The sequence below is a fragment of the Natrinema halophilum genome (assembly GCF_013402815.2).
Classification (GTDB): Archaea; Halobacteriota; Halobacteria; order Halobacteriales; family Natrialbaceae; genus Natrinema; species Natrinema halophilum.
Window position 1 is genome coordinate 3560470 of record NZ_CP058601.1, and the last position, 25193, is coordinate 3585662.

The window sequence follows — 25193 nt, forward strand, 5'->3', positions numbered from 1 at the left end:
AGGGGGCGGTCACACGTCCCGAACGATCAATGTGCTGTCGAAACAACGGACAATCATGACGACGGCCGACGAGTCCGAACCGACCGCTCGTGAGGCGTTTTCACTGCTCGGTCACGAGATCCGACTCGAGATCCTTCTGGCGCTACTCGACGGGTGGCGGGCCGTCTATACGGACCCCCGCTCGTATGCGGACCTGATGGATGCGGTCGGCATGCGTGACAGCGGGAAGTTCAATTATCACCTCGATAAACTACGGGGAGTCTACGTCAGGGAAGTCGAGGACGGGTATGTTCCCACGGCGAGCGTGACGGCGCTATACCGGTCCGTGCTAGCTCATCGGCCGACCGAACGAACCGAGTACGACCCAACGGCCATCGATTCGGATTGTCCACGATGTGACGCGAAGGCGGTCCTGCGGTACAACCGCGGCTTCGTCTCCATCGAATGTTCCGCGTGTGACGACTGGGCCGGCTTTACGTATCCGTTTCCGAAAAACGGGTTCGAAACACGAAACGCGGACGCGGTCGCCCGAGCGACCGTCCGTCGCGCAAGGCATCATATCGGTATGGCTCGGACGGGACAGTGTCCGTTCTGTGCGGGCGGGACTGCGGTCGACATCGATCTCGAAACCACTGCAGCCGACGATCAGATGATCGAGATCGCCTGTGACACCTGTACGTTTCTCGTCGGCGTGGAACCGCTCCAGTCGCTGTTGACCGACAATCGCGTCGCCGGTGCACTCGCCGATGTCGGCGTCGATCTCGAGCGGTACGACTGGGAACTACCGACCCCGGCGATGCGAATCAAATCGCGAGACCCCGGCCGTGTCGTCCTTGAAGTCGACGGCGAAATGGGATCGGCAACGATTCTCGTCGACGAAACGTTTTCCGTCCGATCGGTTACCACCGACCGGTAACTCACAACGCGAGGGTGGATGTGTACCGAACGTACGACGAGCGGTTACCAGCGCGTCGGTTCCGATCGTCATGGACTGTTGCTGAAGTGATGTTTTTAAGGCCGGCGAACCATACGTTGCGAGTATGGGCATCCTCTCTCGGACTTCCTACGTCATCCGGTCGAAGATCAACTCGGTGCTCAACCGGGCCGAAGATCCGACCGAAACGCTGGACTATTCCTACGAGCAGATGCGGGATCAACTCCAGCAGGTCAAACGCGGGATCGCTGATCTGACGACGCAGAAAAAGCGCCTCGAGATGCAGAAACGCCGCCTCGAAGAAAACGTCGAGAAACACAACGATCAGGCACGAACGGCGGTTCAGCAGGATCGGGAGGATCTGGCGCGACGCGCCCTCGAGAAGAAGAAAACGAAGATGAACCAGATCGAAGATCTGGAACGGCAAATTTCGGACCTGCAGAGCCAGCAGGACAGTTTGATCGACCAAAAGAACGAACTTCAGACCCGCATCGAAGAGTTCAGAACCAAGAAGGAGACGATGAAGGCCCGCTACGAGGCCGCTGAGGCGAGCTCTACGGTTTCGGAGGCGATGACGGCCACGGGCGAAGAGTTCGAGGACGTCGGCCGTGCCATCGAGCGCGCCGAAGAGCAGACCGAAGACATGGAAGCCCGCGCGGCTGCCCTCGACGAACTCCACGAGTCGGGGGCATTCGAGGACGTCATGTCCGACAAGGACAACATCGACCGCGAACTCGAACAACTCTCCACCGACAGCGGCGTCGAAGCCGAACTCGAGACCCTCAAGTCCGAGGTGGGACAAGACGAATCGGCGACGGAATCCGATGTCGAGACCGAGGCTACGCCCGAGACCGACGTGGATGAAGCGGAACTGACCGACCTCGAGTCCGGTGATCAGGAAGACGTCGAGTCCGAGCTCGCGGAGCTTCAGGACGAGGAGAACGCCTGATCGACACCGGCGACGCTGCGGTGGGTCGTGCAAAAACGGAAACGGCAGCGACTCGCTGGACCGGGTCCTGACGTTTCACTCGTGGCGTTTTCTCTCGGTACAGACTGCATTTTTGGTTCCGTTCGAGCGCTGCCCCGGTTTCCCTCGTTTGAAACCAGGAGAAACGGTTACGATGGTCCGCGTGAAACCTTCACACATGGGTGAGCGATCCGCACCGTCCGCGTTCGACTCCATCTCGGTAACCGAGCAGGCGGTCCTGCTCGGCGTCGCCGCACTCGCCCGCGATGGCGAGACACCGGCTCAGACACACGAGGTTCGAAAGCGCTGCCAGCAGCATCTCTCCGGCCTCGATACGGAGGTCGTCGGGACGATCACCGAGGCGGACGTCATCCGGTCGCTGTACAGGCTCGAGGAAGCGGGCCTCGTCGACGAGAACGAGTCGACGAAAACGTCGCCGACCGGAAAGGGCCGACCGTCGTACACGCTTTCCGTACGGCCCGACGTGGTCTACGACGCGGTCGCTGATAGCCTTCGTAACGGATCGTCGGAGTAACCGGTGGACAGGCGGCGGTCGCTTCGGTCGACCGTTTCGATCACGTGGGCGTCCCCAGTACGGTGATGTCGTAATCGGCGACGGTCGTCGGCGACTCGAGGACGACGACCACGAACTCCCACGTCGAGCCGGCGTTTAGATCGCCAGTACTGGCGAGATATCTCCCGATCTGGTTGCCGGCGTCGTCGTACACCCGCGTCCGAACTTCGACGATCTGAATCCGGTTGGTGCCCGTATTCTCGACGGTTCCCTGGACTGTCGAGCCGAGATAGCCGTCCTCGACGACGAACTCGTGAGCCGTCAGCGAGAGCGGATCGAGGGGCGTTACCGACGTGCTCGGTTGGCTCTGGGCGAGCGCCGCCGCGGTGCCCATCTGTGCCGCCGACCGGTTCGAATAGTTGCTGGCGTTTAGATCGCCCATATTTCCGTCTTCGTAGGTCGGTTCGCCGCCGATGCCCCCGCTACCTGTACAGCCAGCCGTTGCAGTCGGTATTGCAGCCCCGATCGCCGCGAGCACCTGCCGTCTGTTGACCGTCCTCGCACGGGTCATCGTCGCCGGGCCCGCGACCTCGAGTAGTGGTTGTCATCGAGCATTTGCCACACCGACACCGCGGACGTATTTCAGTGTCGACCTTGAATCGCCAACTCTACTCTCGACTGCGCGTCGGCTTGGCGGATTCCGGTCGTTCTCGACGATTCTCCTCCGGTTCCGAATCGATCGGGTTTCGCGTTAGTGACTGTCGCTACCGATGTGTGCAACGCAGGCCCTTATTGCCGAGTCGATGGAACGGTTCCCTATGGTGTCCTCCGAGAGCGACGAGACGATCGAGTCCTACGGGGCCAGGATCGGCACTCGATCGGGGCCATTGCCGCGAGCCCGGGAGTGGCTGTTGATCGAAGGTGATCGCATCGTCGTTACGGCTCTCCTCTCAGTCGTCATTATCTTCGTCATTCTCGTTCTCCACGAAATCGGCCTCATCTCGTTCGTTAACCCGAACTCCGTGACGCGAGTGGCAAGCGGCATGATCGCGGGAACGTTCTCACTCGTAACGCTCGTGGTTTCGATTAACCAGCTGATCCTCTCACAGGAGTTTGCGTCGGCCGGAAAGGCCCAGGAGCGCCTCGAGTCGGTCATCGGGTTCCGTGCGGACGTCGCCGACGAAGCGTCGGTTTCCGCAAGTCCCGCTTCGCCGACCAAACTACTCGAATTGCTCGTCGAATCGATTTCTCGAGATGCAAACGCGCTCGACGACGCGGCCACCGATCACGAGGAAGAGGTGCGACGAGCGATTACACGATACACGAACGCCGTACAAGCTGAGACTGATCGAATCGACGAAACGCTCGAACACGCTTCGTTTGGCACGTTCAGTGCCGTGTTAGCGGCGGCCGACTACGACGAAGACTGGCAGTTGTACGTCGGATCTCACCTCCGCAGCGCACACGCCGACTCGCTGTCGCCGACCGCCACCGAGCGGCTCGACGACCTGATCGAGTCCCTGAAATTATTCCACGTAGCCGGAGAACAGTTCAAAACGACGTACCTGCAACGGGAGCTGACCCGGTTTTCACAGTTGACGGTGTACTGTGGCGTCCCGTCGATCCTGTCGGCAATCCTCATCGGACTCCTCTATGCCGACGTTACCGGCCCAAGCGTCAACATTGCCGCGCTCCCCTACGTCGCGATCGGATTGATCGTTATCGTTCTCTCGCCGCTTGCACTTCTCGTGTCGTTTATCCTTCGGACGACGACGATCACGCGACGAACGGCATCCTCCGGGCCGATGCTCCCGCAGAAGGATCCTGAGGAAGGTCCCTTCGACGTGACGTACAGCGAGGAGGGGTAACAGCCCTCAGAAGCTCTTTTCCCCTCTGCTGGCGTGAATAAACACTGGCTACTGTCCGTCGGTGAGAACACAGCCCCAATCGCCGCTTTACGCGACGGCCGAACGTGGGGATGGCTGTTGCTTCGTCGGCAACAACAGGTCGTTCATCGCCTCGTCGAAACGATGCTTTGCGCGTCGCTTTCAGACCTCTTCTTGTTGTTCGTCCAGGAACTCGTGGGCCTCCTCGAGTATTTCTCGTGGACCGTCTTGGGTGACGGTGTTGACCGCCTGTTCGTAATCGCGCCACTGCAGGTCGCGGTGTTCGTTCGAGAGTTCCGCACTTGCCTCGAACGACTTCGCTATGAAGAGGTGAACGGTTTTGTGGATCGTCTTGCCGTTCGCCTCGAAGACGTAGTCGTAGTCCCTGCGAAAGCCGTCGAGTAGTCGGAACTGTTCGATACCTGCCTCTTCCGTTACTTCGCGGATCGCCGTCTGTTGTAGTTCTTCGTCCCCTTCGACACCGCCCTTGGGAAACTCCCAGTCGCCCGGGCGGCTCTTGAGTAGAAGATACTCGCGCCGGCCCCGCGTATCGCGGAAGAGGATCGCGCCTGCGCTCGTAGCTTCGACTGCCATTGACTGTGCTAGTAGGTGCGACGTTAAGAGAATATCGGACTGTTCGTCCAACGTACACTGATTGCGGAGTCGATTGTCACGATGTCGGACGCTGGATCTCCACAGTCGTACACGGGACCACCCGACCCCGCCGTCTCTCAGCAAGTTTTTACGCGCCGACCGTGGAGGATCTATAACACAGCCATGACCTTCGTCACGCGCCTGACGCTCCAGAGCGGCGACCGAGCCGCACTCGATGGTATCGTCGAGGACATCAAAGACACCGCCGAGCGAAAGGGGGCGGCGCTGAAAGGCCCGCACTCCCACCCACCGGAGAAACTCTCCGTTCCCCAGCGTTGTCGACTCCACGCCGACGACGACCGGCGATTTTCCTCCTGGGAGTACACCGTATTTACCCGCGAACTCGAAATTCACGGTCACGACAACCTCGCGCGAAACATCGCCTCGCAGAACTTCCCTGACTCGGTCCACATCGAGGCCGAAGTCGAGCAGATTCACGGCGCGGGTCGCGGGAACTGATAGCATCGGGTACCGCGTCTGGGTGTGGCCGAGTCGACTCGGCAACGCCATGCCATCACCCGGCCGAAACGGAGTGACAGCTGATGGCTGTCTTCCCCCGCTTCGTCTCGGTGCGCGAGCGTCGACAGGGCTTTTTATCGTTCCCGTCGATATCGGGGTATGACCGCGGACGATCTCATCTCGCTGCGTCGAGACCTGCACCGAAAACCGGAACCCGCCTGGCGAGAGTTCTACACCACCGCGCGAATCGTCGACGAACTCGAGTCCCGACTCGGCGACGACCTCGACGGACTTTACGTCGGCCAGGACGCTATCGCGGGTGACCATCGGATGGCGGTTCCCGTCGACGTCGAGCTAACCCACTGGTACGAACAGGCTCGGTCCGCGGGCGTCGACGAAGCGGTTCTCGAGCATCTCGACGGCGGCTACACCGGCGCAGTCGCCGTCCTCGAGCGCGGCGACGGGCCGACCGTCGGTCTTCGAGTCGACATCGACGGGCTTCCGCAGGCGGAGTCGACCGATCCGACTCACGTGCCTGCAGCCGAGGGGTTTCGATCGGAGCACGAGGGCGCCATGCACGCCTGCGGCCACGATGCCCACGCCACGATCGGAGTCGGCGTTCTCGAGCGTATCGCCGAGAGCGACTTTACCGGCACCCTGAAGGTCTTCTTCCAGCCCGCAGAGGAGGTCGTCGGCGGCGGCAAGTCGATGGCGGAAAGCGACCACGTCCGCGACGTCGACGCGCTGCTCGCGGTCCACATCGGTCTCGACCACCCGACCGGCGAGGTCGTCGCCGGTATCGACGGCTTTCTCGCGGTGGCACACCTCGAGGCGACCTTCACGGGCGAGTCGGCCCACGCCGGTGGCCATCCGGAACAGGGACGCAACGCCGTTCAGGCGATGGCGACGGGGGTACAGAACCTCTACGGGATTCCCCGACACAACGACGGGAAGACGCGCGTCAACGCGGGCGTCGTGGAGGGCGGCAGCGCCGCCAACGTCATCCCCGACGAGGCGCGGATCGTCGCCGAGGTCCGCGGCGAGACGACTGAACTGATGGAGTACGTGAAACGCAGAGCCGAGCAAGTCCTCCGGAGCGCCGCCGAGATGCACGACTGCGAGGTCGACATCGAGACCGGCGCGGAGGCGCCGAGCGCGACCAGCGACGGAGCACTCGTCTCTGTCGTCGCCGACGTTGCAGGTTCGACGCCGGGGGTCGAACGAGTCGTAGAGCGCGACGAACTCGGTGGCAGCGAGGACGCGACGTTCCTCATGCGTGCGGTCCAGCAAAACGGCGGGACCGCCTGCTACGTCGGCGTCGGTACAGACCATCCCGGCGGGCACCACACCGCGACGTTCGACGTCGACGAACGGAGCATCGGCCACGGAATCGACGTGCTCGCGGGCGTTGTCGAACGTCTGGCCCTCGACGGAACCGGGTCCGACTAATCCGCGATACTGACCGTCAGTCCCCGTCGAATTTACAACGCTCGTGTGAGAACGGAGCGCTAGATGGAGGACGTTCTGTGGTACGTTCTGGCCAGCTCTCGCGGGGGGCCGACGCGCGTGCGGATCCTCAGAGCGCTCGACGAGCGGCCACGGAACGCGAATCAGCTCGCGACCGAACTCGACATGGACTACACGACGATTCGTCACCACCTCGACGTGCTGATGGACAACAACGTCGTCCGTCGGAGCGGTGACGATTACGCGGCCGTGTATCTGTTTACGGAGCAGACGACGTCGAACTGGGACATGGTCGAGACCGTTCTCGAGACCGTCGATCCGGAGGAGAGGTAATTATGGACCAATTGTGGACAACACACACATCCGTTGCCTGGAATGGTGAGGATAGATGACCGCCCTACTCACGATCGCCTGGCTCGCCGCAGCGGTAAACGTGGCGCTGTTGCTGGCTCTCGGCTCGATCTGGTTGCGAAACTACCGTCGACACGGGGCGAGTCACACGCTCGGTCTCCTCGTGTTCGCGTCGTTGCTGCTGGTCCAGAACGGGCTCTGGTTGTACTTCTATCGCCTCCACTCGTCGTACATCGGGTGGTTCGTTAATTCCGGAGCCGACATACAGGTCGGGATGACGCTTCTCTGCGGTCTGGAAACACTCGCGCTCATCTTCGTGTTTCGCATCACGTGGAACTGACGCGATCGAATTGGGTCGAATTTTGGACGGAGTTCGGAAAAATCTAATTTATCCTACCAGTGTTGGATGCTGTATGCGGATACCTCGACGAACACTCCTGACCGGGGTTGCGACGAGTGCTGCAATCGCCGGCTGCCTCGGCGGCGGCGATTCGGACGAACCCGCGGACGACGCCGGTAACGAGACGGACGACAGCGGTAATGAGACGGACGACAGCGGTAATGAGACGGACGACAGCGGTAATGAGACGGACGACAGCGAAGCCGACGCGACGGTCCGGATCCGGTCGCATTCCGAACACGGCGACGTGCTGGTCGGTCCGGACGGATTGACGCTGTACAACTTCGATCGAGATACGCAGGACGCGGCGGAAAGCGCCTGCTCCGGTGACTGTGTCGACGCGTGGCCGCCGTTGACCGTCGATCAGGAACCGACCGCCGGTGAGGGCGTCACTGCGGAGTTGACCACCTTCGAGCGAGCGGACGGAACGATGCAGGTGGCTGCTAACGGCTGGCCGCTGTACTACTTCGCTTCAGACGAAGAGCCGGGCGACGCGAACGGTCACGGCGCCAACGACGTCTGGTGGGTTCTCGGACCCGACGGAACGCCGATGCGACCGAGCGACGGGAACGACCCGGACAACGAAACCGAAAGCAGTTCGTAGAACTCGTCCCGCTCGAGCAGCAACGCGTCTCACACGGCCGTTCGAGCCCTGCGCCTTCGATGGGCCCGGACGACCGATTTCGAACCGCGAGCGGCGGGTGGACGACTGCAGTCGAGACGGACAGTATACGCCGGAACGAAAAGCGGTGGTTTCGTCGGGAGACCCGTGTCGTGTGACGAGATATCCCCACGGCAGACCGTAGCGCAACTGACCAGCCTAGTACTTCGGGTCCGCGCCAGTCGTCTCGTATACCTTCTCCATCAGCTGATCGCGTCGCTCCTGCCAGCCCGCGAATCCCTCGGGACTCGTGGGGTAGTTCTCGTAGTGGGAGAGCAACTCGTCGGCCCGGCGCTTGGTCTGATAGAGGTTCCAGATGGTCCCCCAGTGGCCGCGGCTCTTGAGCAACGCCTCGAGTTTGAGTTTGAGACCGATATCCGTACTGCCCGAATAGAGTGCTTCGGCGAGTTTGTCGCCGGGCATCGCGGCGAGCAGCCCCATCAGGTCGTCGACGTCGACGGCGGTCGAGAGGATGTTGTAGACGTCGAGCGCGGCGTAGCGGGCCCCGAAGTGATCCATCACGCGCTGGTTGTATCGCCAGAAGGTGGCTTCGCCGTAGTTTTCGGTCTCGAGGGCTTCGATGGCCTGTTCGGCGGCGTACTTGCCGGCGTAGGCGGCGCCGGCGATGCCACCGCCGGTCGTGGGGTTTACGTGCCCCGCGGCGTCGCCGACGGCCATGTACCCCGGGTGGACGGCCGAGTCGTACGGCCGTCGGGTGGGCAAGGCGGCGCCGAGTTTGTCTTCGACCTCCGCGCCGGCGAATTCGGGTCGGTTCTCGAGGTCGCGTTTGAGGTCGTCGACCAGTTGCATGGGTTCCTCGGTCATCTGGAAGCCGAGTCCGGCGTTGATCTCAGTCTCGGTACGCGGGAAGTACCAGAGGTACCCCGCAGCCCGCTCCGTCGGTTTGAAGACGAGCGCGTCGTTCCACTCGACCGGCTCGTCGACGTGGACGATCTCCCGATATGCCGAACAGAAGTGCGTGTAGTTGACGTTCGTGTCGAACCTCGACTCCGAGAAGTCCACGTTGTCTTGCAGGACGGAGAGCGAGCCCGCAGCGTCGATGACGACGTCGGCCTCGTACTCGACCGGATCGCCCGCGCGGATCGCTTCGACCCCAGTGACGCGGCCGCCATCGGCCTGGACGACGTTTTTGACGACGGTGTCGTAGTGGAAGTCGACGCCGGTGTCGCCCGCACCGTCGATGATCCGACGGCCGTACTCCCAGCGATCGATGACGGCGAGTTCGCCGGGGACCGGGATTTCGAGGACGGTGTTTTCCTGTGGAATCTCGAAGCGGCCGTGATCGACCCCGGTGTTCGTAAAGGCCGGTTCGAGCTTCGACTTCGGGATCGCCTCGGGAAAGGCGTCGGCACCCTTTAACGCGTCCCCGCAGGCGATGTGGCCCGCTTCGGTCTCGGATTTTCGCTCGAGGATGACGACGTCGTACCCCTCGCGTGCGACGGTCGCGGCGGCGTAGCACCCTGCAGTTCCGGCTCCGACGACGACGACGTCCGGCGACTGTGTTCGAGTCGTCGCCGCGGCAGCCGACTGCTCCTGCGTACTCATACACCCACTGTGGTCGCCGCGGTAAGAAAACGTTTTATCAAGTGCCGCGATTCTCTGCCCACTCGAACGGCCGGGATTTTCGCGCTGCGAAGACGGTCGATCCGGCCCCGATACGGGCCGAACCCTCGAGTTCGGCCGTCGAGGGCCGACTAGAACGGATAATGGATCGCTTGCGAGGCGACGATCAACCACGTGATCAGGAGGGCGTTGACGAACGCACCGGTCCAGATCCGTCCGGTACGGTGGAAGAAGTACGTCGACACCGCCGCGATGACCGGCAGTAAGGCGAGGAACTGGAAGGCGATGATCGTCTGCAACGCGGTAATCGGGATCGCAAGCGCGCCCGTGGTAAACAGGACGCCGTACTGAACGACGAGCAAGACCGCGAACCCGCCGGTCAGAACGGCCGCGTTCGTCGCTATCGCCCGCGGAAGCGACTGCGTCGTCTCCGGCGTTCGAAGTCGACCGTGCAACAGGACCTCGAGCGCGAGGAAGAAGGCGAGAAACGCCGGCAGGTAGGTCACGAAGATCCGGGCGTGGAGTGCGGACATGAGTTTCAGACCGAGGATCCAGGCGCGGAAGTCGGTCATAAACAGCGTGTCGACGATCCACAGAAGGACGTAGAGGCCGCCGACCGTTCCGATTGCGATGGCGAGCGACCTCGCAATCGTCGCCGCGCCGTCGCCGACGTCGAGTCCGTACCGCTCGTCGAACAGCGACCGGTCGGTGTTTCGATGCCACAGGCCGAACAGTGCAGCGATGACGACGGCGTTCGCGAGCGCCCAGAGCACGATTCCGTTCGTCTCACCCTGCGGCGTCACTGCCGTTACCGGCATCGCCAGACTGCCGAGAAGCATCGTCGGATAGTAGAGCAAGACCGGGAGCAAAGCCGTAAGCAGGGCCGCGACGGTCCAGCCCCGGTCGTGCTCGGTAATCGGATCGGGTTGCGTCCGCGTCGCGTCGCCGAATAGCTCCGGTCGAGCGAGGACGGAGCCGGCGGGGAAGAGAAAGAGGAACCCGCCCAACAGAGCGATCGCCGTTCCGATCTCCTTCCAGTACCAGATGTGATCGCCGGGATCCTCGTCGGCACCGTCGAGTGTCATCTGCGTCCAACTGACGGCGTCGGAAACGGCCGCCGGCGTGTGGTGTGCGCCCGGATGCGTCGTGGTAGGCGTAAACAGCGCTCTCGCCGTTCCATCTTCGATCGATCCGTAGACGGTCTCGTCTTCGATTGCTTCGTCGGTGCCGAACACCGACTGCAGCTTCTCGCTTCCGGACGTCGCCGGTGCGGTGCCCGTCTCCCACATCAACCAGTGGAACTCGTCGTAGTCGGCGAAGACCACGCCGAGATTTCTCGGGAACGTTTCGTTCCCTTCCGGCGCGCCCTGGGATCCGGTCGACGATCCCACGAGAACGGCCGATTCGTAGCTGTCCGGATGTTCCGCTGCAGCCGAGACCACCGCCCAGCCGCCCATCGAGTGCCCCTCGAGCCCGATATTCTCTTCGTCGACGAGTTCGTGTTCGGAAAGGTACTCGAGCGCCGGCGGGCCACCCCACCCGTTCGCGAACGCCGGCGGATCGGAGTAGCCGTGGCCCGGCTGGTCGATCGCGAGGACGACGTATCCGCGTCGAGCGTATTCGATCGCGAAGCTCGACTGCGTTTCCTTGGAGTTGATGTATCCGTGGATCGCGAGAACGCCGGGTGCGGGATCGTCGGCACTGACTCCCTCTGGAACGTAGAGATAGCCGTCGATCGTCCCCCCGTTCTCCGTGTCTATTTCGACGTGTCGGACGTCGATCGATCCCCCGGCCGTTTGCCCCCAGTGGGCCAGCGCACTCCCGCTGAAGACGAGCAGTAGCGAGAGCGCGAGAAGCACCACCTGTTTCCGCGTCGTAGACATTACCACGATAACATCATTATTAATGATCTATAAGTACTTCGAATTTTATGAGCTATAATTTATATAATTACCTTTTAGATAAACATTATTACTGGCCATCAGTAACGGTTACGGTGATGACGGAGAAGCAGAATGGACGGCTTCGGCGTACTGTCTTGAAAACGACTGCCGGGACGATTGCGGCTGGTGTGGGGTCTGCTGCTGCGATCACCACTGCCGCTGCATCCGGGTCGAATATCGACACGGGCGATCAGGTGCAGGTGTGGGGTAACGGCAGTTGGGCCCCCGGCTGGGAGAACAGTACCAGAAGCGGAGACTGGCGGAAGATCCATCACTCCTGGGCGGGGGACGTTGTGGCGTATACGAACGACCGTGACGGAACTGACGTGTACAAGGTCGACTGGCACAGACTCGACCGAGACTGGTGGATCGCCGCACACTTCGTCAGAGAAATCTAACTCCGTCCACCGGTGACCGATTCGAGCTAGCAGCCATCGCTTCCGGTGTCCCCAGTCACCGCTACCTGTTCGGTTCGCCGGAACCGATATTCCAGTTCTCGGCACATAAAGCGTTTTAGGGACGTCCTTCGTATCACTCGGTATGACAGCGTACACTATCGAGTTCGTCGGGACGGGTGAGACGATCACCTGTACCGACAAGGAAACGATCCTCAGCCGGTGTCTCGAGGAGGGGATCGCACAGGAGTACTCCTGCCGGGTCGGGATGTGCCTGGCCTGTTCCGCCGAAATCCTCGAGGGCGACGTCACCCAGCCGGCTGCTCGCGGCCTGACCGACCAGGAAGCCGAGAACTACGCGCTGACCTGTATGGCTCGCCCGCAGTCGGACCTGAAACTCGACCGGGGCAAGTATCCGCCGAGCATCGAGGCCGACATCGAGGCCGATACCGCAGGCGACGGCGCGGTTGCCGACGACTGAGCGACGCCTCGCTCGTTCGTCGTCCGCGACGGACTGGACCCGGGCCGGATCACAACGCCAATTTTTCGATACGGTGGCCGGGTTCGCTATAGTAGTCGTTGAAACGATTTCCCCACCGCACGCACTGCTGTGGCCAGCGAGCGCTCGTTGGCCGCGAATTCGCGAGCGGGATGTGCAATGACGGTCAACGACTACTATAGTCGGCAACCGCACAGTTGTTCGGGCCAAGTTCGAGTTCGAACGCCGTCTCGGGATCGACGTCCTCGAGTCCGAGATTGATCGCGACGATCCGTTCGTGGTTTGACGGCCGGGGCGGGAGATCGTTCGTTGCGTGAGAGACGAATTCGTCTTCGGCCATCGAGAGCGCCGGGAGTTGATCGCGCAACGTCTCAAGTCGGGCGGTATAGGTTCTGGTCCCGTCTTCGTGCGGATCTGCGGCGTCGCTATAGTGGCCCGGCGCGATCACCGTCTCTGATGGCAACTCGAGAACACGCTCCTGCAGGCTCTCGTACAGTCGCCGTGCGGCGACTGCCGCCCCCTCGCTGTCGCCCTCCAGATCGGGGCGGCCGACGCCCTCGAGGAACAACGTGTCGCCGGTAAACAGGGCGGTGTACAGACTGAGGGCGATCGATTCGGTCGTGTGACCGGGCGTCGCCACCGTCGAAAGCGTCGCTTCGCCGACCTCGAATTCGTCTCCATCCTCGAGGGTGGTGGCGTCGAAGTCGAGACCGCGAGCGCGGGCGGCGCTCGGAACCATCGCTTCGGCATCGGCTTCCGACGCGAGGGCGCGGACGCCGCTTACGTGATCCGCGTGGACGTGCGTATCGACGGCGTACGCGAGCTCGGCACCGAGGTCGACGGCGTCCGCGACGTACCGGTCCGCAAACGAAAGCAGCGGATCGATAACCGCCGCTTCACTGCCGCTGATGATCGAATACGCGAGACAGCCGCTCGACGGGCGGTCGTACTGAAAGATCCGGACGTCCGTCTCGACCTCGAGTTCACGCAACTCATACAGGTCGGCCCAGGCGTCCATCCCGCCGGCGAGATTGCGCGCTTCGATGCCCGCCTCGCGGAGGAGTCCGACGGCGTGGGCGCTTGCATCTCCGTGACCACAGACTGCGACGATCGGTTCCGAAAGATCGTCCACGAGGTCGTCTACCCTGCCCGTCGCCTCGGCCTGGATGAACCGAACGTGTGGGATCTGGGCGGCCTCGACGGCGTCCCCCTCCAGGTGCCAGCGTTCGAACTCGTCGCGATTGCGGACGTCGAGGACGGTCAGTGGGTCGCCGGATTGCAACCGGTCAGCCATCGCATCGGGAGCGATCGAGGGGTGGTCGTCATCTGGTCGGTCAGCGTCATCGCTCCGATCGGTCATGTCTATCGATACGCGCCCGAGGTGCGTAAAGTAGCGCCTCGAGACGCCGCCGAGGGCCCTGCACGGCTGCCAAGGTTCAACACTATCGGCGGCGACGGTTCCGTATGGACAGCGACGAATTCCGGTCCGCAATCGAGGAGACGATGTCTGTCGAACTCGAACGCCTCGGATCGTCCAAGACGCTCGTCGCGCTCACCGACGCGGACCTGACGGTCGAGCGGGTCGTTCGAACTGTAGCGAATAGCGAACGCGCCGCCGCGGACACCTTCGAGGCGTGGGCCGACGATGAGGATCACGAGGGTGCACGAAAAACGTTCGACGCGCTCGGAAGCCAGGAGCGCGATCACTACGACCAGGTGGTGGCCCTGCTCGAGGGTGACCACGATGCCGATGACGCGGCGGGCGGCCCGATGCACGAACGGCTTCGGTCGCTCGAGACTGCGACGGACCGCCTTGGCGGCGTCGTCGGTCGATCTCTGGTCAGCGATCGGATGCACCTGCAGGTGATAAACTTCTTCGTCAACGAAAGCGACGAGCGGCGTGCCGACGCGTTTCGAGATTTGCGGACCGAGACGGCGGCCCAGGGCGACCGAGCGAGTTCGTTACTCGAGGACGTCTGTGACGGTAGCGGAGACTGGAACCGAGCGCAGGAGAGGGCCGAGGACGTGATCGCCGTCGCCTACGAGTCGTATGCGGATTCGCTCGACGATCTGGGCCTCGATCCGAAGCCGATCTGTTGAAGCCGTTTCCGCGCCGGTTCGACGTCAGAGCCGGTGCCGGAGGCGATACCGTGACCGAAAGCGAACTCGGGTGCGTACTGACTAAAACGCGAACTCGGGTGCGTACTGACTAAAACGCAAACTCGGATGCGTACCGACTGAAACGCAAACTCGAGTGGGTGCCGACTGAAATCACGGACGCGCTGTGAATTCTCGTACGCGTCTCGGGGAAAACCAGTCGTTTCTCTATTCATCCGTTGAGCATAGTTCACCTCATGAAAAGGTTTTTGACTGGTACTTTCCTTGGGGGGGTCAATGAAGGGGGAGCCGCTCGAGGACGATCTCGAAGCCGACCTGCTGGAACTGGTCCGCCGACACGAAGTTTTCGAGATTCTGACCGACGAGGCACTCGAGAAGCCCGAACTCGCCGCGGCTCTCGAGGTATCACCGGCGACGACACACCGAATTCTCGCATCGTTTCGCGACAAGGATTGGATTACACGAACTGACAGTGGATACGCGCTCACGCCACTGGGAACGCAGATGGGACGAGCGGTGGGAACCTACCGGTCCGCAGTCGCGGAGACGCGACGGCTAGCACCGCTGTACGAGACGGTTTCGACCGCGAACCTCCCCGTCGACGTCGATATGGACTGGTTCGCGGATGCCACCGTCACGGTGATCGAACCGCGCGATCCGTACCGGCCGTTGAACCGTTTCGTCGACTTGCTCGAGGAAACGTCGTCGCTCCGCGGGTGCGATACGACGTCAGTCGCGCCCACGTACGTCGACGATATCCACGACCGCATTCTCGACGGCATGTCGGTCGAAATCGTCTTCGAAGCGCCTGTGATCGACCGGCTCGCGTCGGAATACGCCGACCTCACCGAGGTCGCCTTCGAACGGGAGAACCTCCGTCTCTGGGCGCTCGACGAGCTCCCGTTCGGAGTAGCGCTGTTCGACGACCGGGTAGGGATCGGCGGTTACGACGCGGAGTCGGGAGTTCTCTCTGTTTTCGCAGATACGAACGACTCCGACGCGTACGCATGGGGTGAACGGCTCTTCGAACAGTATCGGGCGGCGGCGGACCGGGTCATCTAGAGATCAGTCGTTCGAAGGGCCACAGAGAGCAGACGAGCCAGTGTAGAGCCGGCAGCGGCGAATCGCCACGTCGGTCGTGAACCGATCCGGACGGCGACGAATCATTCCTCGACGGAGACCAACGTCATCTCGTACGTTCGGTCTCCGTCTTCGTCGTAGTACGCGGTGTGCGGTGCCAGCTCGAGCTCCGGGGAGAAACAGCCTTCGTGGACCGTCTGTCCGTCTATTTCGGTCACCGATGCGAAACAGTCGACGCCCGCGTAGGATTGCCGTTCCGTGACTTCGAATCGCATCGATCCGTCCGACGAGGAGTACGACCACTCGTTGCCCACTGTGAGGGAGCGGCCCTCGTACTGGGCCATCGTCGGCGAAAAGATCGTCGTGACGATAAATGGGCCGGCCGGCGTCATGAGTAACTCGCTCTGGAGGTCGTCTTTCGTCCCGGTGACGGTCGTTTCGAATTGTGTCTCCGTCGTATCGTAGCGGACGGTAACCGTCGCACCGTCGTCGGTCACGTCGGTCACGTCCCAGACGAGCGTTCCCGCTCCATCGTCGGGCGAGTAAACGTCGTAGGTGTACGTGACCGGCCGGTCGAATTCGAACGGTTTCCAGGTCGCATCGCCACCGCCGTCTCCGCCATCCGTGTTCCCGCCCCCGCCGCCAGATCCCGACGCGCCGGACGGGGAGTCACTGGTTTCTGAACAGCCGGCCAGCAATCCCGCTGATGCGACACCGAATGTGCGGAGCAAGCACCGTCTCGAAAACTGAGAGTTCGCTCGTGAAGGCATTACTCCTCGTTGGTGCGTCACTATCTTGTACTCACTCCATGACAAAATTTCATCGGATGAACGGCGGATAGGACCGGGCGAAATCGCCCGTTTCGTCCCACCAGCGACGGAAAGATGAACGATCTGTCGACGTCGAATTCGAACGCCGAAACCGTCGATCCGCGGCAGTTGCGGAGCCAAAAACGACGAGAGGACGTCGAAAAGACAGACGGAAACACCGGGATCAACCGGATCGACGGAACGGAAAATCAGTTGACGAAGTCGATGTCGTCTCCCTGTGCGGGCGTTTCGGGCTGGACGGTGGCCTCGCCATCGGGACGCCCGTAGATCTGGGGCGATTGAACGCCGGTAACGACGATCATCGTCCGCATACTGCCCTCGAGGCTCTCGTCGATCGAGGTTCCCCAGATGATGCGGGCGTCGGGGTCGATCCGATCGTATATTTCTTCGACGACGCCTTCGGCTTCTTCGATGGCCATGTCGTTGCCGCCGGTCACGTTGACGAGCGCGGAACTCGCGCCGGAGATGTCCACGTCGAGCAGCGGCGAACGGAGCGCGGTCTTGACGGAGTCCTCTGCCTTGGCTTCGGAATCTGCCTCGCCGAGGCCGATCATGGCAACGCCGCCCCGTTCCATGACGGTGCGGACGTCGGCGAAGTCGAGGTTGACGAGACCGGGTTTCGTGATGAGTTCCGTGATTCCCTTGACCGAGCGCATCAGGACTTCGTCTGAGACTTTGAACGCTTGCCGGACGGGCAGTTTTCCGACAGAATCGAGCAGCCGATCGTTGGGGACGACGATGACCGTGTCCGAAACGTCGCGGAGTCGTTCGAGACCGGCTTCCGCGTTGGTGCGCCGAACTTCGCCTTCGGCGGTAAACGGCGTCGTGACGATGGAGATGGTCAGCGCGCCGGCCTCGCGTGCGGCTTTCGCGACAACCGGTGCCGAACCGGTACCGGTACCACCGCCAAGTCCGGCCGTCACGAAGACCATGTCCGAGCCGTCGATGGCGTCGTAGATGTCCTGTTGACTCTCGAGCGCCGCTTCCTCACCTACCTGTGGAAGCGAGCCGGCTCCCCGGCCGCCGGTCTTTTCCTCGCCCATGAGGATTTTCGTGTCGGCATCGATCTCGACTAGGTGCTGGACGTCGGTGTTGGCGGCGACGAGTTTCGCGCCGTGAATGCCCTCTTCGTGCATCCGATTGATCGTATTTCCACCGGCACCACCGCAGCCGACGACCGTGATATCAGTCTGGAGGTCCTGCAGAACGTCTTCCAGTTCGTCGTCGGTCATCGTCCCCGTTTGCTGACTGCCGGTCGCGTCACCGTCGGGTGATCGTCCCTCTGCCGGCGCGTCGTGGGGGTCCCCAGACGGGTCCCCGCTTTCAGCCTCGTCGATTGCGTCGTCGATGATAGAGTCCATTCTTGGCCCTGTCTAAAAGATGGAGCATAATTACCTTTCCCCCCACACGTCAGACGTTTGTCTGACGCGTTAATGGTTTCTTACACAGCCACTGGCGCCGCCGGCGAGTTCGCGCGACGGGGCAGAGTATACGATCATTACCGGAAAATACCCGGTTTGCTATATCGGAAATCGGCGCGTTCGCTCGGTTCGAACTCTCTCTGGTCTGACCGTTTCTCCGTCGACCGTAACCGAGTCGCCCTCGGCGAGCGCACCGAACTTCGGTCCCTCGGGCACGCCGACCTCTCGTGCCAGTTCGGGATCGAACGCCGTCTCTTCGGCGACGACCGCCTCGTCTTCGATCCGAACCGAATCGAATTTCGCCTCGAGAATTTCGGCCAGCCCCTCGACAATCGCGGTGCGCGGGTCGCTCGAATCGGCTTCGGCATCGCCGTCGGGGCCGCCCTCGGTTCCCGTCGCAGGGACCGCCGCTTGCGAGCCGACGCGGCTACCGCCGTTGTCGGTCGCGAACGCGACCACGTTTCGTTCGACGATCGTTCTGACGCAGTCGTGATCGATTCCTTCCGCTGTCGTGACGAGGTCTGCAGGCAAGTCGACGACTGTAACCGACTCTGTACGCCGGTCGCCGAAGCGAATTCCGTCGTCGATCGCCCCGAGATCGGACTCGATCGCGTCGACGAGCGCGAGCGGGCGATCGCCGACCTCGCGCAGCCAGGTCTCGCTGACGACGCGGCAGTCCATGCCTCCGAGGGTTTCCTCGAGGACCGGCCACTCGCCGTCGAGGAGAGCGATCCCAGCATCGCTCGCCTCGAAGGCCCGCTCGACGACATCGCGGTGGGCCGTCGGGTGGTCGATCGCTTCGAGGGCCCAGTCGGAGGCGATGTGGCCGACCGCCCACGGCGTCTCGCGGACGACCCGTTCGAACCGCGGAGCGTAGTGGTTGCCGCCGAAGCCGACGATCTGTCTCTCGCGACGGGGGTCGACGTCTCGAAGATCGAGAATGGCGCGGGCGACGGCCTCGGCACCGGCGGGGTCGTCCCACTGTTCGTCGCCGCTGCCGAGTTCCGCGAACAACGACGGACAGCCGACGTCGGTCGGGCCGTGGTGGGTACACTCTATGCCGACGTCGTACTCCTCAGGTCCGTACTCGTCGAACGACGCGAGCAGGCGAGCCAGGGCGTTCGGGGCGGCTTCGGCGAGCGAATCGGGTTCGCCGCCGAACTCCGCCGGGCCGAAGTTGCCCGTAAAATGGCCCGTCAACAACGCTCCAGTGTCACCAGAATGGCGCGATGCGAACACGAGCAGGTCAGGATCGCAGTCGAAGGCCGCCGCCGGGCGCTCGAGGTCGATGTGTAACTCGTCGAACGAGCGGAGTTCGGCCCCATCGGTCCGGTAGTAGGTACCACCGCCGTCGGCATCCGTTCGAACGTCGTCTTCGTCTCGGTCCCAATCGACGCAATCACGAAGTTGATCGCAGATGTGTTCAGAGGCACGATCGGCACGGCTTTCGACGATCGCGATCGTGGACATACTCGTGGTCGCGTTTTGAGTACGTTAACGTCGCCGGTTTCCACCGGCGTGCCGGTCGTCATCGACGGTTCCGGATTTGGGGTAAAAATACGTAGCGTATGTTGCCTATAGTTTTTCGTGTGTGGAGACAGCATACAATGGTGACCAAGCGAGCCGATCAATGACCGATAATGCGTCGAAACGAACGAACTCGTCGAACGGGACAGACCGTAGCGATAGCGCATCGTCAGACGCGCAGCCGTGCGATCTCAGCCTCGACGTCAGCGAATTGAGTGTACTGGTGACCGACTGCGCTGTCGCGATGTTCGACCCCAGCGGAGCGATCTCCGCGTGGAACGACGGTGCGAGGCAATTGATCGGTTACGACGAAGAGACGATCGTCGGATCGCACTATCGCACGTTCTTTACGGCAGACGTCCGCGAATCCGGCCAGCCGGAGCGGTTGCTCGAGCGGTCCCGATCGACCGGAAGCGTCGAGAGCGACGGCTGGCGTGTCCGACACGACGGGAGCAGGTTCTGGGCTCGAGAAGTGATCATCCCGGTCCGCGAGGACGGAACGCTCGCTCACGACGATGGTCTCGAGGCCGACGATATGCTGGGGTACGCGTGGTTCGTCCGCGACCGCACCGAGAGACACGATCGCGAACAGAAACTGAGCGAGGAGAAGGCCTTCGTCGAAAGCGTGTTCCAGGCACAACCGGACGTCGTCTACGCATTCGACTCAGACGACAATCACCTCGAGTGGAACGACCGGGTTCCGGCAGTGACGGGGTACACCGAAGCGGAATTAGCCGAGATGAATCCGCTCGAATTCATCGCACCGGAGGACCGTGATCAAATCGAGGACGTGATCCAGCAGGTACTCGAGGAAAACGAGTACGTCACCGCCGAAGCAGACCTCCTCACAAAAGACGGGCGGCGAATTCCATACGAATTCAACAGCGCCCGCATCACCGACGAGGACGGCACCGTCCTGGGGTTTACCGGCGTCGGAAGAAACGTAAGCGAACGAAACGCTCGCGAGCGGGCACTCCGGGAGGAGAAGGCGTTCACGGAGAGCATCCTTGAAGCTCAACCGGACGTTCTCTACGCCTACGACACCGACGGAAACCTCATCCAGTGGAACGACCAGTTCGAATGCGCGACCGGTTACGGACCGGACGAACTCGCCGACGTAAACCCGCTCACCTTCATCGCACCGGAGGATCGGGAGCACCTCGGCGATGCGATCGAGCGCATCCTCGAGGATGGTGAACGGGTCACCGCCGAAAGCCGGGTTCTCACCAGGACGGGAGACCGTATTCCCTACGAGTTCAACAGCGCCCGCATCACAGACGATGACGGCACCGTCCTGGGGTTTACCGGCGTCGGTCGCGATATCAGCGAACGCAAAGCCCGCGAGCGGGAACTGGAGCGCCTCGAACGTCTCAATGCGATTATTCGAACGATCGACGAGACGATGGTCGCTGCAGACACTCGCGATGAGATCGAGACGGCGATCGTCGAGGAGTTTGCAGCCGCCGATCCGTACCGGTTTGCGGTCATCGGGCGGACCGATCCCACTTCGACGATCGATCAATATTCACTCGATCCCGTCACCTGGGCTGGTATCGACGCTCCGACGATCGAAGACGTCTTTTCGTCGTTCGTCGACCCGCCTGCTGACGCGGGCGAAACATCGTTGTTCGAAACGCGGGCCGTCCAGCGGTATCGAAACCTCCGCGAGAGCCCCGTCGGCGAGTGGCGGGCCGATGCCCGCGAACACGGGTACGACTCGGTCGCGGTCGTGCCGATCGTCGCGACCGATCGGACGTTCGGCGCTCTCGTCGTCGGCGCCGACGAACCGGATGCATTCGCCGATCGCGAGCGAGAGGTGCTCCAGGAATTCGGCGGGACGATCGGCCACGCCATCAACGCGATGGTAGTCCGCCAGCTCCTGTATATGGACACCGTCGACGAACTCGAGTTCGAATCGACGGACCGGGGAGATACCTGCATCAGGTTGTCCGAGGGCCTCGATTGCGAACTGTCGCTCGACCACGTGCTGCCGCTGACCGACGAGGTGTTCGTCTATTACCTCACCGTTACCGGAGCCGCTCCCGAGCGAATTCGCGATGGCGTTCGGGAGGACGATGCAGTCACTGAATTTCGTCTCATCGACGCCACCGGCGAGGAAAGCTACTGGGAAATCGTCGTCCGTGGATCCGCGATTGCCGAACTGCTCACGGAGTACGGCGCGCGACTGCAGTCGAAAATCGTCCGCAACGGCGTCGGGAAGCTTACGGTGCAGGCGAGTCGCGATGCGGACCTGCGGGAACTCGTCGACGGAATCACGTCCGCGTACCCCGATACGGAACTCGTCTCGAAACGAACCGTCGACCGACCGGTCGAAACGCGAGGCGACTTTCGCAACACCGTCGAATCGTTGCTGACCGAGAAACAGCGCCTCGCCCTGGAGGCTGCCTACCACGGCGGTTATTTCGAGTGGCCGACGCGAAACAGCGACGCAACCGAAGTCGCAGACCGACTCGGGATCGCCCGTCAGACGTTTCATCAGCACCTCAGAGTCGCTCTCGAGAAATTACTTTCAGCATACTTCGGGACGACTAACTGACGACCATTCGGCAATACCAGAGCATGCTGGTACACATCTTTCCCCCGCTCGTTGTCTCTATCGTGTAATGAGTTCGCCCCTGTCCACTGAGACGACTACCGCGGTCGACATCCTCGCGGAACCGCGACGGCGATACGTGCTCGCGGCAGTACTCGAGCGATCGGATGCAGTGCCGACGGCTCGCTCTTCGGCGTCCGAGCGGCTAACAGTCGACGCGCTCGCGACCGAGGTCGCGACCATGGAACACGGCCGCCAGATCGTTTCCGACGAGCAGTGCAGACAGACGGCCGTTGCGCTGAGACACGTCCACATCCCCGCGTCTGACTGACGTCGGCGTCCTGTCGAAACGGGCCAGCGGAGATAGAATCGAGCTCGTCGACCACCCGATGCACGAGAATGAATGGGTTCAGTCCCTCCTCGCGGAACCGACCGGCGAAACGTTGGACATGGATGAGGAGACACTGAACCGAACGCTCAAAGTACTTCGTGCGCCGCGGAGACGGGCGGTCTGTACCGTCCTCGAGCGCCGACGCGAATCCGTTTCCGTCTCGGATCTCGCCACGGCGGTCCTCGAACTGGAAACTGACGGCGAAACTGACAATTCCGAAAAGCCTGCCGAGGAATACGCGTCCGTCACCTGTTCGCTCGTCCATTCTCATCTGCCCGCTCTGGCGGATGCGAACCTCGTGTCGTATGATGTCGACGAAAAGCGCGTTTCGTTCGCCACCGACGACCCGCAGTGGGAGGCGAACTGGTTGCTCGAGGGGCTGCTGTCCGATGCCGAAGACTCCCTCCAAACAGCCGAAGCGGACGACGATCGACTCGAGACGCCACGCATTTCGGACGAAATGGCGTCCGAGACTCCAGCGGTTGAGGGGTCGGCGACGGTCGAACCGGTCGCTGATGACGACAGGATGCTCTGGACGCTGGCTCGGCCACCCGCCGGGCGTTCGCACAGCGGGGGACGGTCGTCGTCTCGAGAAATCTCGACTCGTTCGGAACCGTCGTCGGCTGTGGGCGAACCGCACGACGGAACGCCTCCGACCTGACTCGTCGCTGTGGACCGAGGGGGTGGGTCGACGTCTTCACGTTCGAGCCAGACCGATTATAGTCTCGCCGCTCGGAATGGGAGCAAACGATGGCTATGGACGTATACGGTCTGCTCGGCAATCCGGTAGGACACTCGCTGTCCCCGCCGATGCACGAGGCGGCCTACGACGAACTCGAACTCGAGGCTCGCTACGCAACCTTCGAACCCGACCGGGAGTCGCTCTCGGACGCGATTCACGGCGCTGATGCGCTCGGCATCGCGGGGCTGAACGTGACGATTCCATTCAAGCGAGACGCCCTCGAAATCGTCGCGCCCGAAGATCTGGCTGCCCGGATCGGCGCCGTCAATACCATCGACTTCTCGGGATCCGGACCGCCAACGGGGTACAACACGGACGCTGTCGGTGCGTTACGCGCGTTGCGCGATCACGACGTGGCGATCGAGGGGGCACGAGCGGTCGTCGTTGGCGCCGGCGGTGCCGGTCGAGCGATCGCATTCGGTCTCGCCGACGCCGGTGCGACCGTCGCGATCGCCAATCGGACCGAGCAGAAAGCACACGAACTGGCCGCGGAGGTGCCACGCGCAACCGGCTACGGGCTCGCGGAGATCGACCAACTGGTGGCGAACGCCGACGTGGTGGTCAACGCGACGAGCGTCGGCATGGAAAATGACGTCTCGCCGGTACCAGCTGACTCGCTTCACGCGGAACTCGCCGTTCTGGATGCCGTCTACCGCCCGCTCAAAACGCGATTATTGCGTGACGCCGCCGCCGCCGGGGCGACGACCGTCGATGGCGCGTGGATGTTGCTCTACCAGGGCGTCGAGGCGTTCGAAATTTGGACCGATCGGGACGCGCCCGTTGGGGCCATGAACGATGCACTACGGACGCGGTTGTGAAGTGGCCACGAACATGTCCTTCTTGACAGTATCAGGCGAATTTAAGTGTCGGAGACGACTACACCGGGATAATGGCAATCCTCCAGAAGCTAAAGTCCCTGTTGGGGTTCGATGGGTCGGACTCGGATCGCGGGGGCACTCGAGATGTCGGGGTAACGGTCGAGCGAGAAGGATCGACGGACGACGGTACGAGAGCGTCCGTTGGTGCTGATCGGGACGAACAAGCGGAAAAGCGGAGCGTCGAGCCGCCGCAGTCGGCCGCAGCCGGTTCCGGAACAGCAGGCTCGACGGAGTCGCTGACGGAGTCGACGGACACCACGGAGGAGGCCGCCGAACCAGCGGAAGCGACGGGTCCAGAGACGGAAGATGCCTCACCGACGACGGAGAAAACGCCCGATCGCTCCGACGGAGAGTCACCCGTTCAGGAGGCCGAACCCGACGCACCCGTCGATGCGGACGCTGCAACAGAAGCCCAAACCGAAACCGAGACAGCGTCCGATGATGCCGAGGACGGGTCGGAATCGACAGTGGCACCAACTGACGGCGATACGACCGACTCGGCAGTCGACGTGACGGACGACGAGTCAGCGGTCGGTGCAGATACCAAACCGGAGACCGGTCCGACGGACGATGAGACTAAGTCGGAACCGGAAACGAAAACGGACACCGAAACGGAAGCAACATCGGAGACGGACGATTCTGCATCCGAATCCGAATCCGAATCCGAATCCGAATCCGAATCCGAACCAGAGTCGACCACCCAGGAGCCGGTCGATTCGATCAAAGGTATCGGCCCGGCCTACGCCGACCGTCTCGCTGGTGCAGGCGTCGATACCGTCAGCGAACTTGCCGACGCTGACGCCACCGACCTTGCCGAGCAGACCGACATCTCCGAAACGCGCATTCAGGGCTGGATCGACCGCGCCGAAGTCAGGTAACGGACTGTCCTCACGATCGACGGACCCACGCCTCGAATCGTCCGCCTGGACTGGAGTTTC

General features: G+C 62.3%; 26 protein-coding genes. 18 read left to right on the forward strand and 8 right to left on the reverse strand.

The window, feature by feature from the left end:
* The first annotated feature begins 55 nt into the window (after nucleotides 1–55).
* The 3 genes from HYG82_RS37900 to HYG82_RS37910 all read left to right on the forward strand — a co-directional run bounded on the left by HYG82_RS37900 (nucleotide 56) and on the right by HYG82_RS37910 (nucleotide 2436).
* Entirely contained in the window at nucleotides 56–916 is an 861-nt protein-coding gene (locus HYG82_RS37900; RefSeq protein WP_179262884.1) for a winged helix-turn-helix domain-containing protein, read from the forward strand.
* A gap of 124 nt (nucleotides 917–1040) precedes the next feature.
* Complete coding sequence (locus HYG82_RS37905) at nucleotides 1041–1883, forward strand: PspA/IM30 family protein (protein ID WP_179262886.1); 843 nt, start codon at nucleotides 1041–1043, stop codon at nucleotides 1881–1883.
* Nucleotides 1884–2079: 196 nt separating this feature from the next.
* The gene (locus HYG82_RS37910; RefSeq protein WP_179262888.1) at nucleotides 2080–2436 is read left to right on the forward strand and encodes a hypothetical protein; all 357 of its coding nucleotides are present in this window, start codon (nucleotides 2080–2082) and stop codon (nucleotides 2434–2436) included.
* A gap of 40 nt (nucleotides 2437–2476) precedes the next feature.
* Here the strand turns inward: HYG82_RS37910 and HYG82_RS37915 are convergent, their stop codons facing one another.
* Nucleotides 2477–2986, reverse strand: coding sequence for an FxLYD domain-containing protein (locus HYG82_RS37915; protein ID WP_179262890.1), 510 nt, complete (start codon nucleotides 2984–2986; stop codon nucleotides 2477–2479).
* A gap of 247 nt (nucleotides 2987–3233) precedes the next feature.
* Here HYG82_RS37915 and HYG82_RS37920 point away from each other — a divergent pair, with 247 nt between their 5' ends.
* Nucleotides 3234–4283, forward strand: coding sequence for a DUF7972 family membrane protein (locus HYG82_RS37920; protein WP_179262892.1), 1050 nt, complete (start codon nucleotides 3234–3236; stop codon nucleotides 4281–4283).
* 180 nt (nucleotides 4284–4463) lie between these two features.
* Here the strand turns inward: HYG82_RS37920 and HYG82_RS37925 are convergent, their stop codons facing one another.
* On the reverse strand, nucleotides 4464–4895 hold the full coding sequence (locus HYG82_RS37925) for a bis(5'-nucleosyl)-tetraphosphatase (RefSeq protein WP_179262894.1): 432 nt from the start codon (nucleotides 4893–4895) through the stop codon (nucleotides 4464–4466).
* Between the two features lie 183 nt (nucleotides 4896–5078).
* Between HYG82_RS37925 and HYG82_RS37930 the strand changes: the two genes are divergently transcribed.
* The 5 genes from HYG82_RS37930 (at nucleotide 5079) to HYG82_RS37950 (ending at nucleotide 8236) form a co-directional block, all read left to right on the forward strand.
* A complete protein-coding gene (locus HYG82_RS37930; protein WP_179262896.1) occupies nucleotides 5079–5414 on the forward strand; it encodes an uS10/mL48 family ribosomal protein in 336 nt (111 codons plus the stop codon).
* Between the two features lie 159 nt (nucleotides 5415–5573).
* The gene (locus tag HYG82_RS37935; protein ID WP_179262897.1) at nucleotides 5574–6863 is read left to right on the forward strand and encodes an amidohydrolase; all 1290 of its coding nucleotides are present in this window, start codon (nucleotides 5574–5576) and stop codon (nucleotides 6861–6863) included.
* Between the two features lie 63 nt (nucleotides 6864–6926).
* On the forward strand, nucleotides 6927–7214 hold the full coding sequence (locus HYG82_RS37940; protein WP_179262899.1) for a winged helix-turn-helix domain-containing protein: 288 nt from the start codon (nucleotides 6927–6929) through the stop codon (nucleotides 7212–7214).
* A gap of 55 nt (nucleotides 7215–7269) precedes the next feature.
* Nucleotides 7270–7572: a DUF8036 family membrane protein gene (locus HYG82_RS37945; protein ID WP_179262901.1), complete on the forward strand. Its 303-nt coding sequence runs from the start codon at nucleotides 7270–7272 to the stop codon at nucleotides 7570–7572.
* Between the two features lie 73 nt (nucleotides 7573–7645).
* Entirely contained in the window at nucleotides 7646–8236 is a 591-nt protein-coding gene (locus tag HYG82_RS37950) for a COG4315 family predicted lipoprotein (RefSeq protein ID WP_179262903.1), read from the forward strand.
* A gap of 216 nt (nucleotides 8237–8452) precedes the next feature.
* On the opposite strand, the gene HYG82_RS37955 is transcribed toward HYG82_RS37950, so the two are convergent.
* Nucleotides 8453–9859, reverse strand: a complete 1407-nt coding sequence (locus HYG82_RS37955) for a geranylgeranyl reductase family protein (RefSeq protein WP_179262905.1) — start codon at nucleotides 9857–9859, stop codon at nucleotides 8453–8455.
* A gap of 149 nt (nucleotides 9860–10008) precedes the next feature.
* The gene (locus HYG82_RS37960; protein ID WP_179262907.1) at nucleotides 10009–11760 is read right to left on the reverse strand and encodes an alpha/beta hydrolase family protein; all 1752 of its coding nucleotides are present in this window, start codon (nucleotides 11758–11760) and stop codon (nucleotides 10009–10011) included.
* 116 nt (nucleotides 11761–11876) lie between these two features.
* On the opposite strand from HYG82_RS37960, the gene HYG82_RS37965 reads away from it, so the two are divergent.
* Together HYG82_RS37965 and HYG82_RS37970 are read left to right on the forward strand one after the other, a co-directional pair.
* A complete protein-coding gene (locus tag HYG82_RS37965; RefSeq protein ID WP_179262909.1) occupies nucleotides 11877–12218 on the forward strand; it encodes a hypothetical protein in 342 nt (113 codons plus the stop codon).
* 142 nt (nucleotides 12219–12360) lie between these two features.
* Nucleotides 12361–12696 (forward strand): 2Fe-2S iron-sulfur cluster-binding protein, encoded by a 336-nt coding sequence (locus HYG82_RS37970; RefSeq protein ID WP_179262911.1) that lies wholly within the window; start codon nucleotides 12361–12363, stop codon nucleotides 12694–12696.
* 184 nt (nucleotides 12697–12880) lie between these two features.
* Here the strand turns inward: HYG82_RS37970 and HYG82_RS37975 are convergent, their stop codons facing one another.
* The gene (locus HYG82_RS37975; protein ID WP_179262913.1) at nucleotides 12881–14074 is read right to left on the reverse strand and encodes an MBL fold metallo-hydrolase; all 1194 of its coding nucleotides are present in this window, start codon (nucleotides 14072–14074) and stop codon (nucleotides 12881–12883) included.
* 104 nt (nucleotides 14075–14178) lie between these two features.
* Here HYG82_RS37975 and HYG82_RS37980 point away from each other — a divergent pair, with 104 nt between their 5' ends.
* A complete protein-coding gene (locus HYG82_RS37980) occupies nucleotides 14179–14814 on the forward strand; it encodes a rubrerythrin family protein (protein WP_179262915.1) in 636 nt (211 codons plus the stop codon).
* A 294-nt stretch (nucleotides 14815–15108) separates the two neighbouring features.
* Nucleotides 15109–15894 carry a helix-turn-helix transcriptional regulator gene (locus tag HYG82_RS37985; protein WP_179262917.1) on the forward strand — a complete coding sequence of 262 codons (786 nt, stop codon included), beginning with the start codon at nucleotides 15109–15111 and terminating at the stop codon, nucleotides 15892–15894.
* A 101-nt stretch (nucleotides 15895–15995) separates the two neighbouring features.
* Here the strand turns inward: HYG82_RS37985 and HYG82_RS37990 are convergent, their stop codons facing one another.
* From HYG82_RS37990 to HYG82_RS38000, 3 genes are all read right to left on the reverse strand, one after another.
* Nucleotides 15996–16643 carry a hypothetical protein gene (locus HYG82_RS37990; RefSeq protein ID WP_179262919.1) on the reverse strand — a complete coding sequence of 216 codons (648 nt, stop codon included), beginning with the start codon at nucleotides 16641–16643 and terminating at the stop codon, nucleotides 15996–15998.
* Between the two features lie 287 nt (nucleotides 16644–16930).
* Entirely contained in the window at nucleotides 16931–18103 is a 1173-nt protein-coding gene (gene ftsZ, locus HYG82_RS37995) for a cell division protein FtsZ (RefSeq protein WP_179262921.1), read from the reverse strand.
* Between the two features lie 159 nt (nucleotides 18104–18262).
* Nucleotides 18263–19633: a D-aminoacyl-tRNA deacylase gene (locus HYG82_RS38000; protein WP_179262922.1), complete on the reverse strand. Its 1371-nt coding sequence runs from the start codon at nucleotides 19631–19633 to the stop codon at nucleotides 18263–18265.
* A 160-nt stretch (nucleotides 19634–19793) separates the two neighbouring features.
* Here HYG82_RS38000 and HYG82_RS38005 point away from each other — a divergent pair, with 160 nt between their 5' ends.
* The 5 genes from HYG82_RS38005 (at nucleotide 19794) to HYG82_RS38025 (ending at nucleotide 25133) form a co-directional block, all read left to right on the forward strand.
* Nucleotides 19794–22247 (forward strand): PAS domain S-box protein, encoded by a 2454-nt coding sequence (locus HYG82_RS38005; protein ID WP_179262925.1) that lies wholly within the window; start codon nucleotides 19794–19796, stop codon nucleotides 22245–22247.
* 67 nt (nucleotides 22248–22314) lie between these two features.
* Nucleotides 22315–22575, forward strand: a complete 261-nt coding sequence (locus tag HYG82_RS38010) for a DUF7344 domain-containing protein (RefSeq protein WP_179262927.1) — start codon at nucleotides 22315–22317, stop codon at nucleotides 22573–22575.
* 58 nt (nucleotides 22576–22633) lie between these two features.
* Complete coding sequence (locus tag HYG82_RS38015) at nucleotides 22634–23296, forward strand: DUF7344 domain-containing protein (RefSeq protein ID WP_179262929.1); 663 nt, start codon at nucleotides 22634–22636, stop codon at nucleotides 23294–23296.
* A gap of 95 nt (nucleotides 23297–23391) precedes the next feature.
* Nucleotides 23392–24195, forward strand: coding sequence for a shikimate dehydrogenase (locus HYG82_RS38020; RefSeq protein ID WP_179264613.1), 804 nt, complete (start codon nucleotides 23392–23394; stop codon nucleotides 24193–24195).
* A 71-nt stretch (nucleotides 24196–24266) separates the two neighbouring features.
* Nucleotides 24267–25133 carry a helix-hairpin-helix domain-containing protein gene (locus HYG82_RS38025; RefSeq protein ID WP_179262931.1) on the forward strand — a complete coding sequence of 289 codons (867 nt, stop codon included), beginning with the start codon at nucleotides 24267–24269 and terminating at the stop codon, nucleotides 25131–25133.
* The last annotated feature ends 60 nt before the right edge of the window (nucleotides 25134–25193 follow it).

Coding starts and splice junctions, on each gene's coding strand:
- HYG82_RS37900 (WP_179262884.1), top strand. CDS start 56: ATGACGACGGCCGACGAGTCCGAACCGACCGCTCGTGAGGCGTTTTCA.
- HYG82_RS37905 (WP_179262886.1), top strand. CDS start 1,041: ATGGGCATCCTCTCTCGGACTTCCTACGTCATCCGGTCGAAGATCAAC.
- HYG82_RS37910 (WP_179262888.1), top strand. CDS start 2,080: ATGGGTGAGCGATCCGCACCGTCCGCGTTCGACTCCATCTCGGTAACC.
- HYG82_RS37915 (WP_179262890.1), bottom strand. CDS start 2,986: ATGACCCGTGCGAGGACGGTCAACAGACGGCAGGTGCTCGCGGCGATC.
- HYG82_RS37920 (WP_179262892.1), top strand. CDS start 3,234: ATGGTGTCCTCCGAGAGCGACGAGACGATCGAGTCCTACGGGGCCAGG.
- HYG82_RS37925 (WP_179262894.1), bottom strand. CDS start 4,895: ATGGCAGTCGAAGCTACGAGCGCAGGCGCGATCCTCTTCCGCGATACG.
- HYG82_RS37930 (WP_179262896.1), top strand. CDS start 5,079: ATGACCTTCGTCACGCGCCTGACGCTCCAGAGCGGCGACCGAGCCGCA.
- HYG82_RS37935 (WP_179262897.1), top strand. CDS start 5,574: ATGACCGCGGACGATCTCATCTCGCTGCGTCGAGACCTGCACCGAAAA.
- HYG82_RS37940 (WP_179262899.1), top strand. CDS start 6,927: ATGGAGGACGTTCTGTGGTACGTTCTGGCCAGCTCTCGCGGGGGGCCG.
- HYG82_RS37945 (WP_179262901.1), top strand. CDS start 7,270: ATGACCGCCCTACTCACGATCGCCTGGCTCGCCGCAGCGGTAAACGTG.
- HYG82_RS37950 (WP_179262903.1), top strand. CDS start 7,646: ATGCGGATACCTCGACGAACACTCCTGACCGGGGTTGCGACGAGTGCT.
- HYG82_RS37955 (WP_179262905.1), bottom strand. CDS start 9,859: ATGAGTACGCAGGAGCAGTCGGCTGCCGCGGCGACGACTCGAACACAG.
- HYG82_RS37960 (WP_179262907.1), bottom strand. CDS start 11,760: ATGTCTACGACGCGGAAACAGGTGGTGCTTCTCGCGCTCTCGCTACTG.
- HYG82_RS37965 (WP_179262909.1), top strand. CDS start 11,877: ATGACGGAGAAGCAGAATGGACGGCTTCGGCGTACTGTCTTGAAAACG.
- HYG82_RS37970 (WP_179262911.1), top strand. CDS start 12,361: ATGACAGCGTACACTATCGAGTTCGTCGGGACGGGTGAGACGATCACC.
- HYG82_RS37975 (WP_179262913.1), bottom strand. CDS start 14,074: ATGACCGATCGGAGCGATGACGCTGACCGACCAGATGACGACCACCCC.
- HYG82_RS37980 (WP_179262915.1), top strand. CDS start 14,179: ATGGACAGCGACGAATTCCGGTCCGCAATCGAGGAGACGATGTCTGTC.
- HYG82_RS37985 (WP_179262917.1), top strand. CDS start 15,109: ATGAAGGGGGAGCCGCTCGAGGACGATCTCGAAGCCGACCTGCTGGAA.
- ftsZ (WP_179262921.1), bottom strand. CDS start 18,103: ATGGACTCTATCATCGACGACGCAATCGACGAGGCTGAAAGCGGGGAC.
- HYG82_RS38000 (WP_179262922.1), bottom strand. CDS start 19,633: ATGTCCACGATCGCGATCGTCGAAAGCCGTGCCGATCGTGCCTCTGAA.
- HYG82_RS38005 (WP_179262925.1), top strand. CDS start 19,794: ATGACCGATAATGCGTCGAAACGAACGAACTCGTCGAACGGGACAGAC.
- HYG82_RS38010 (WP_179262927.1), top strand. CDS start 22,315: ATGAGTTCGCCCCTGTCCACTGAGACGACTACCGCGGTCGACATCCTC.
- HYG82_RS38015 (WP_179262929.1), top strand. CDS start 22,634: ATGCACGAGAATGAATGGGTTCAGTCCCTCCTCGCGGAACCGACCGGC.
- HYG82_RS38020 (WP_179264613.1), top strand. CDS start 23,392: ATGGACGTATACGGTCTGCTCGGCAATCCGGTAGGACACTCGCTGTCC.
- HYG82_RS38025 (WP_179262931.1), top strand. CDS start 24,267: ATGGCAATCCTCCAGAAGCTAAAGTCCCTGTTGGGGTTCGATGGGTCG.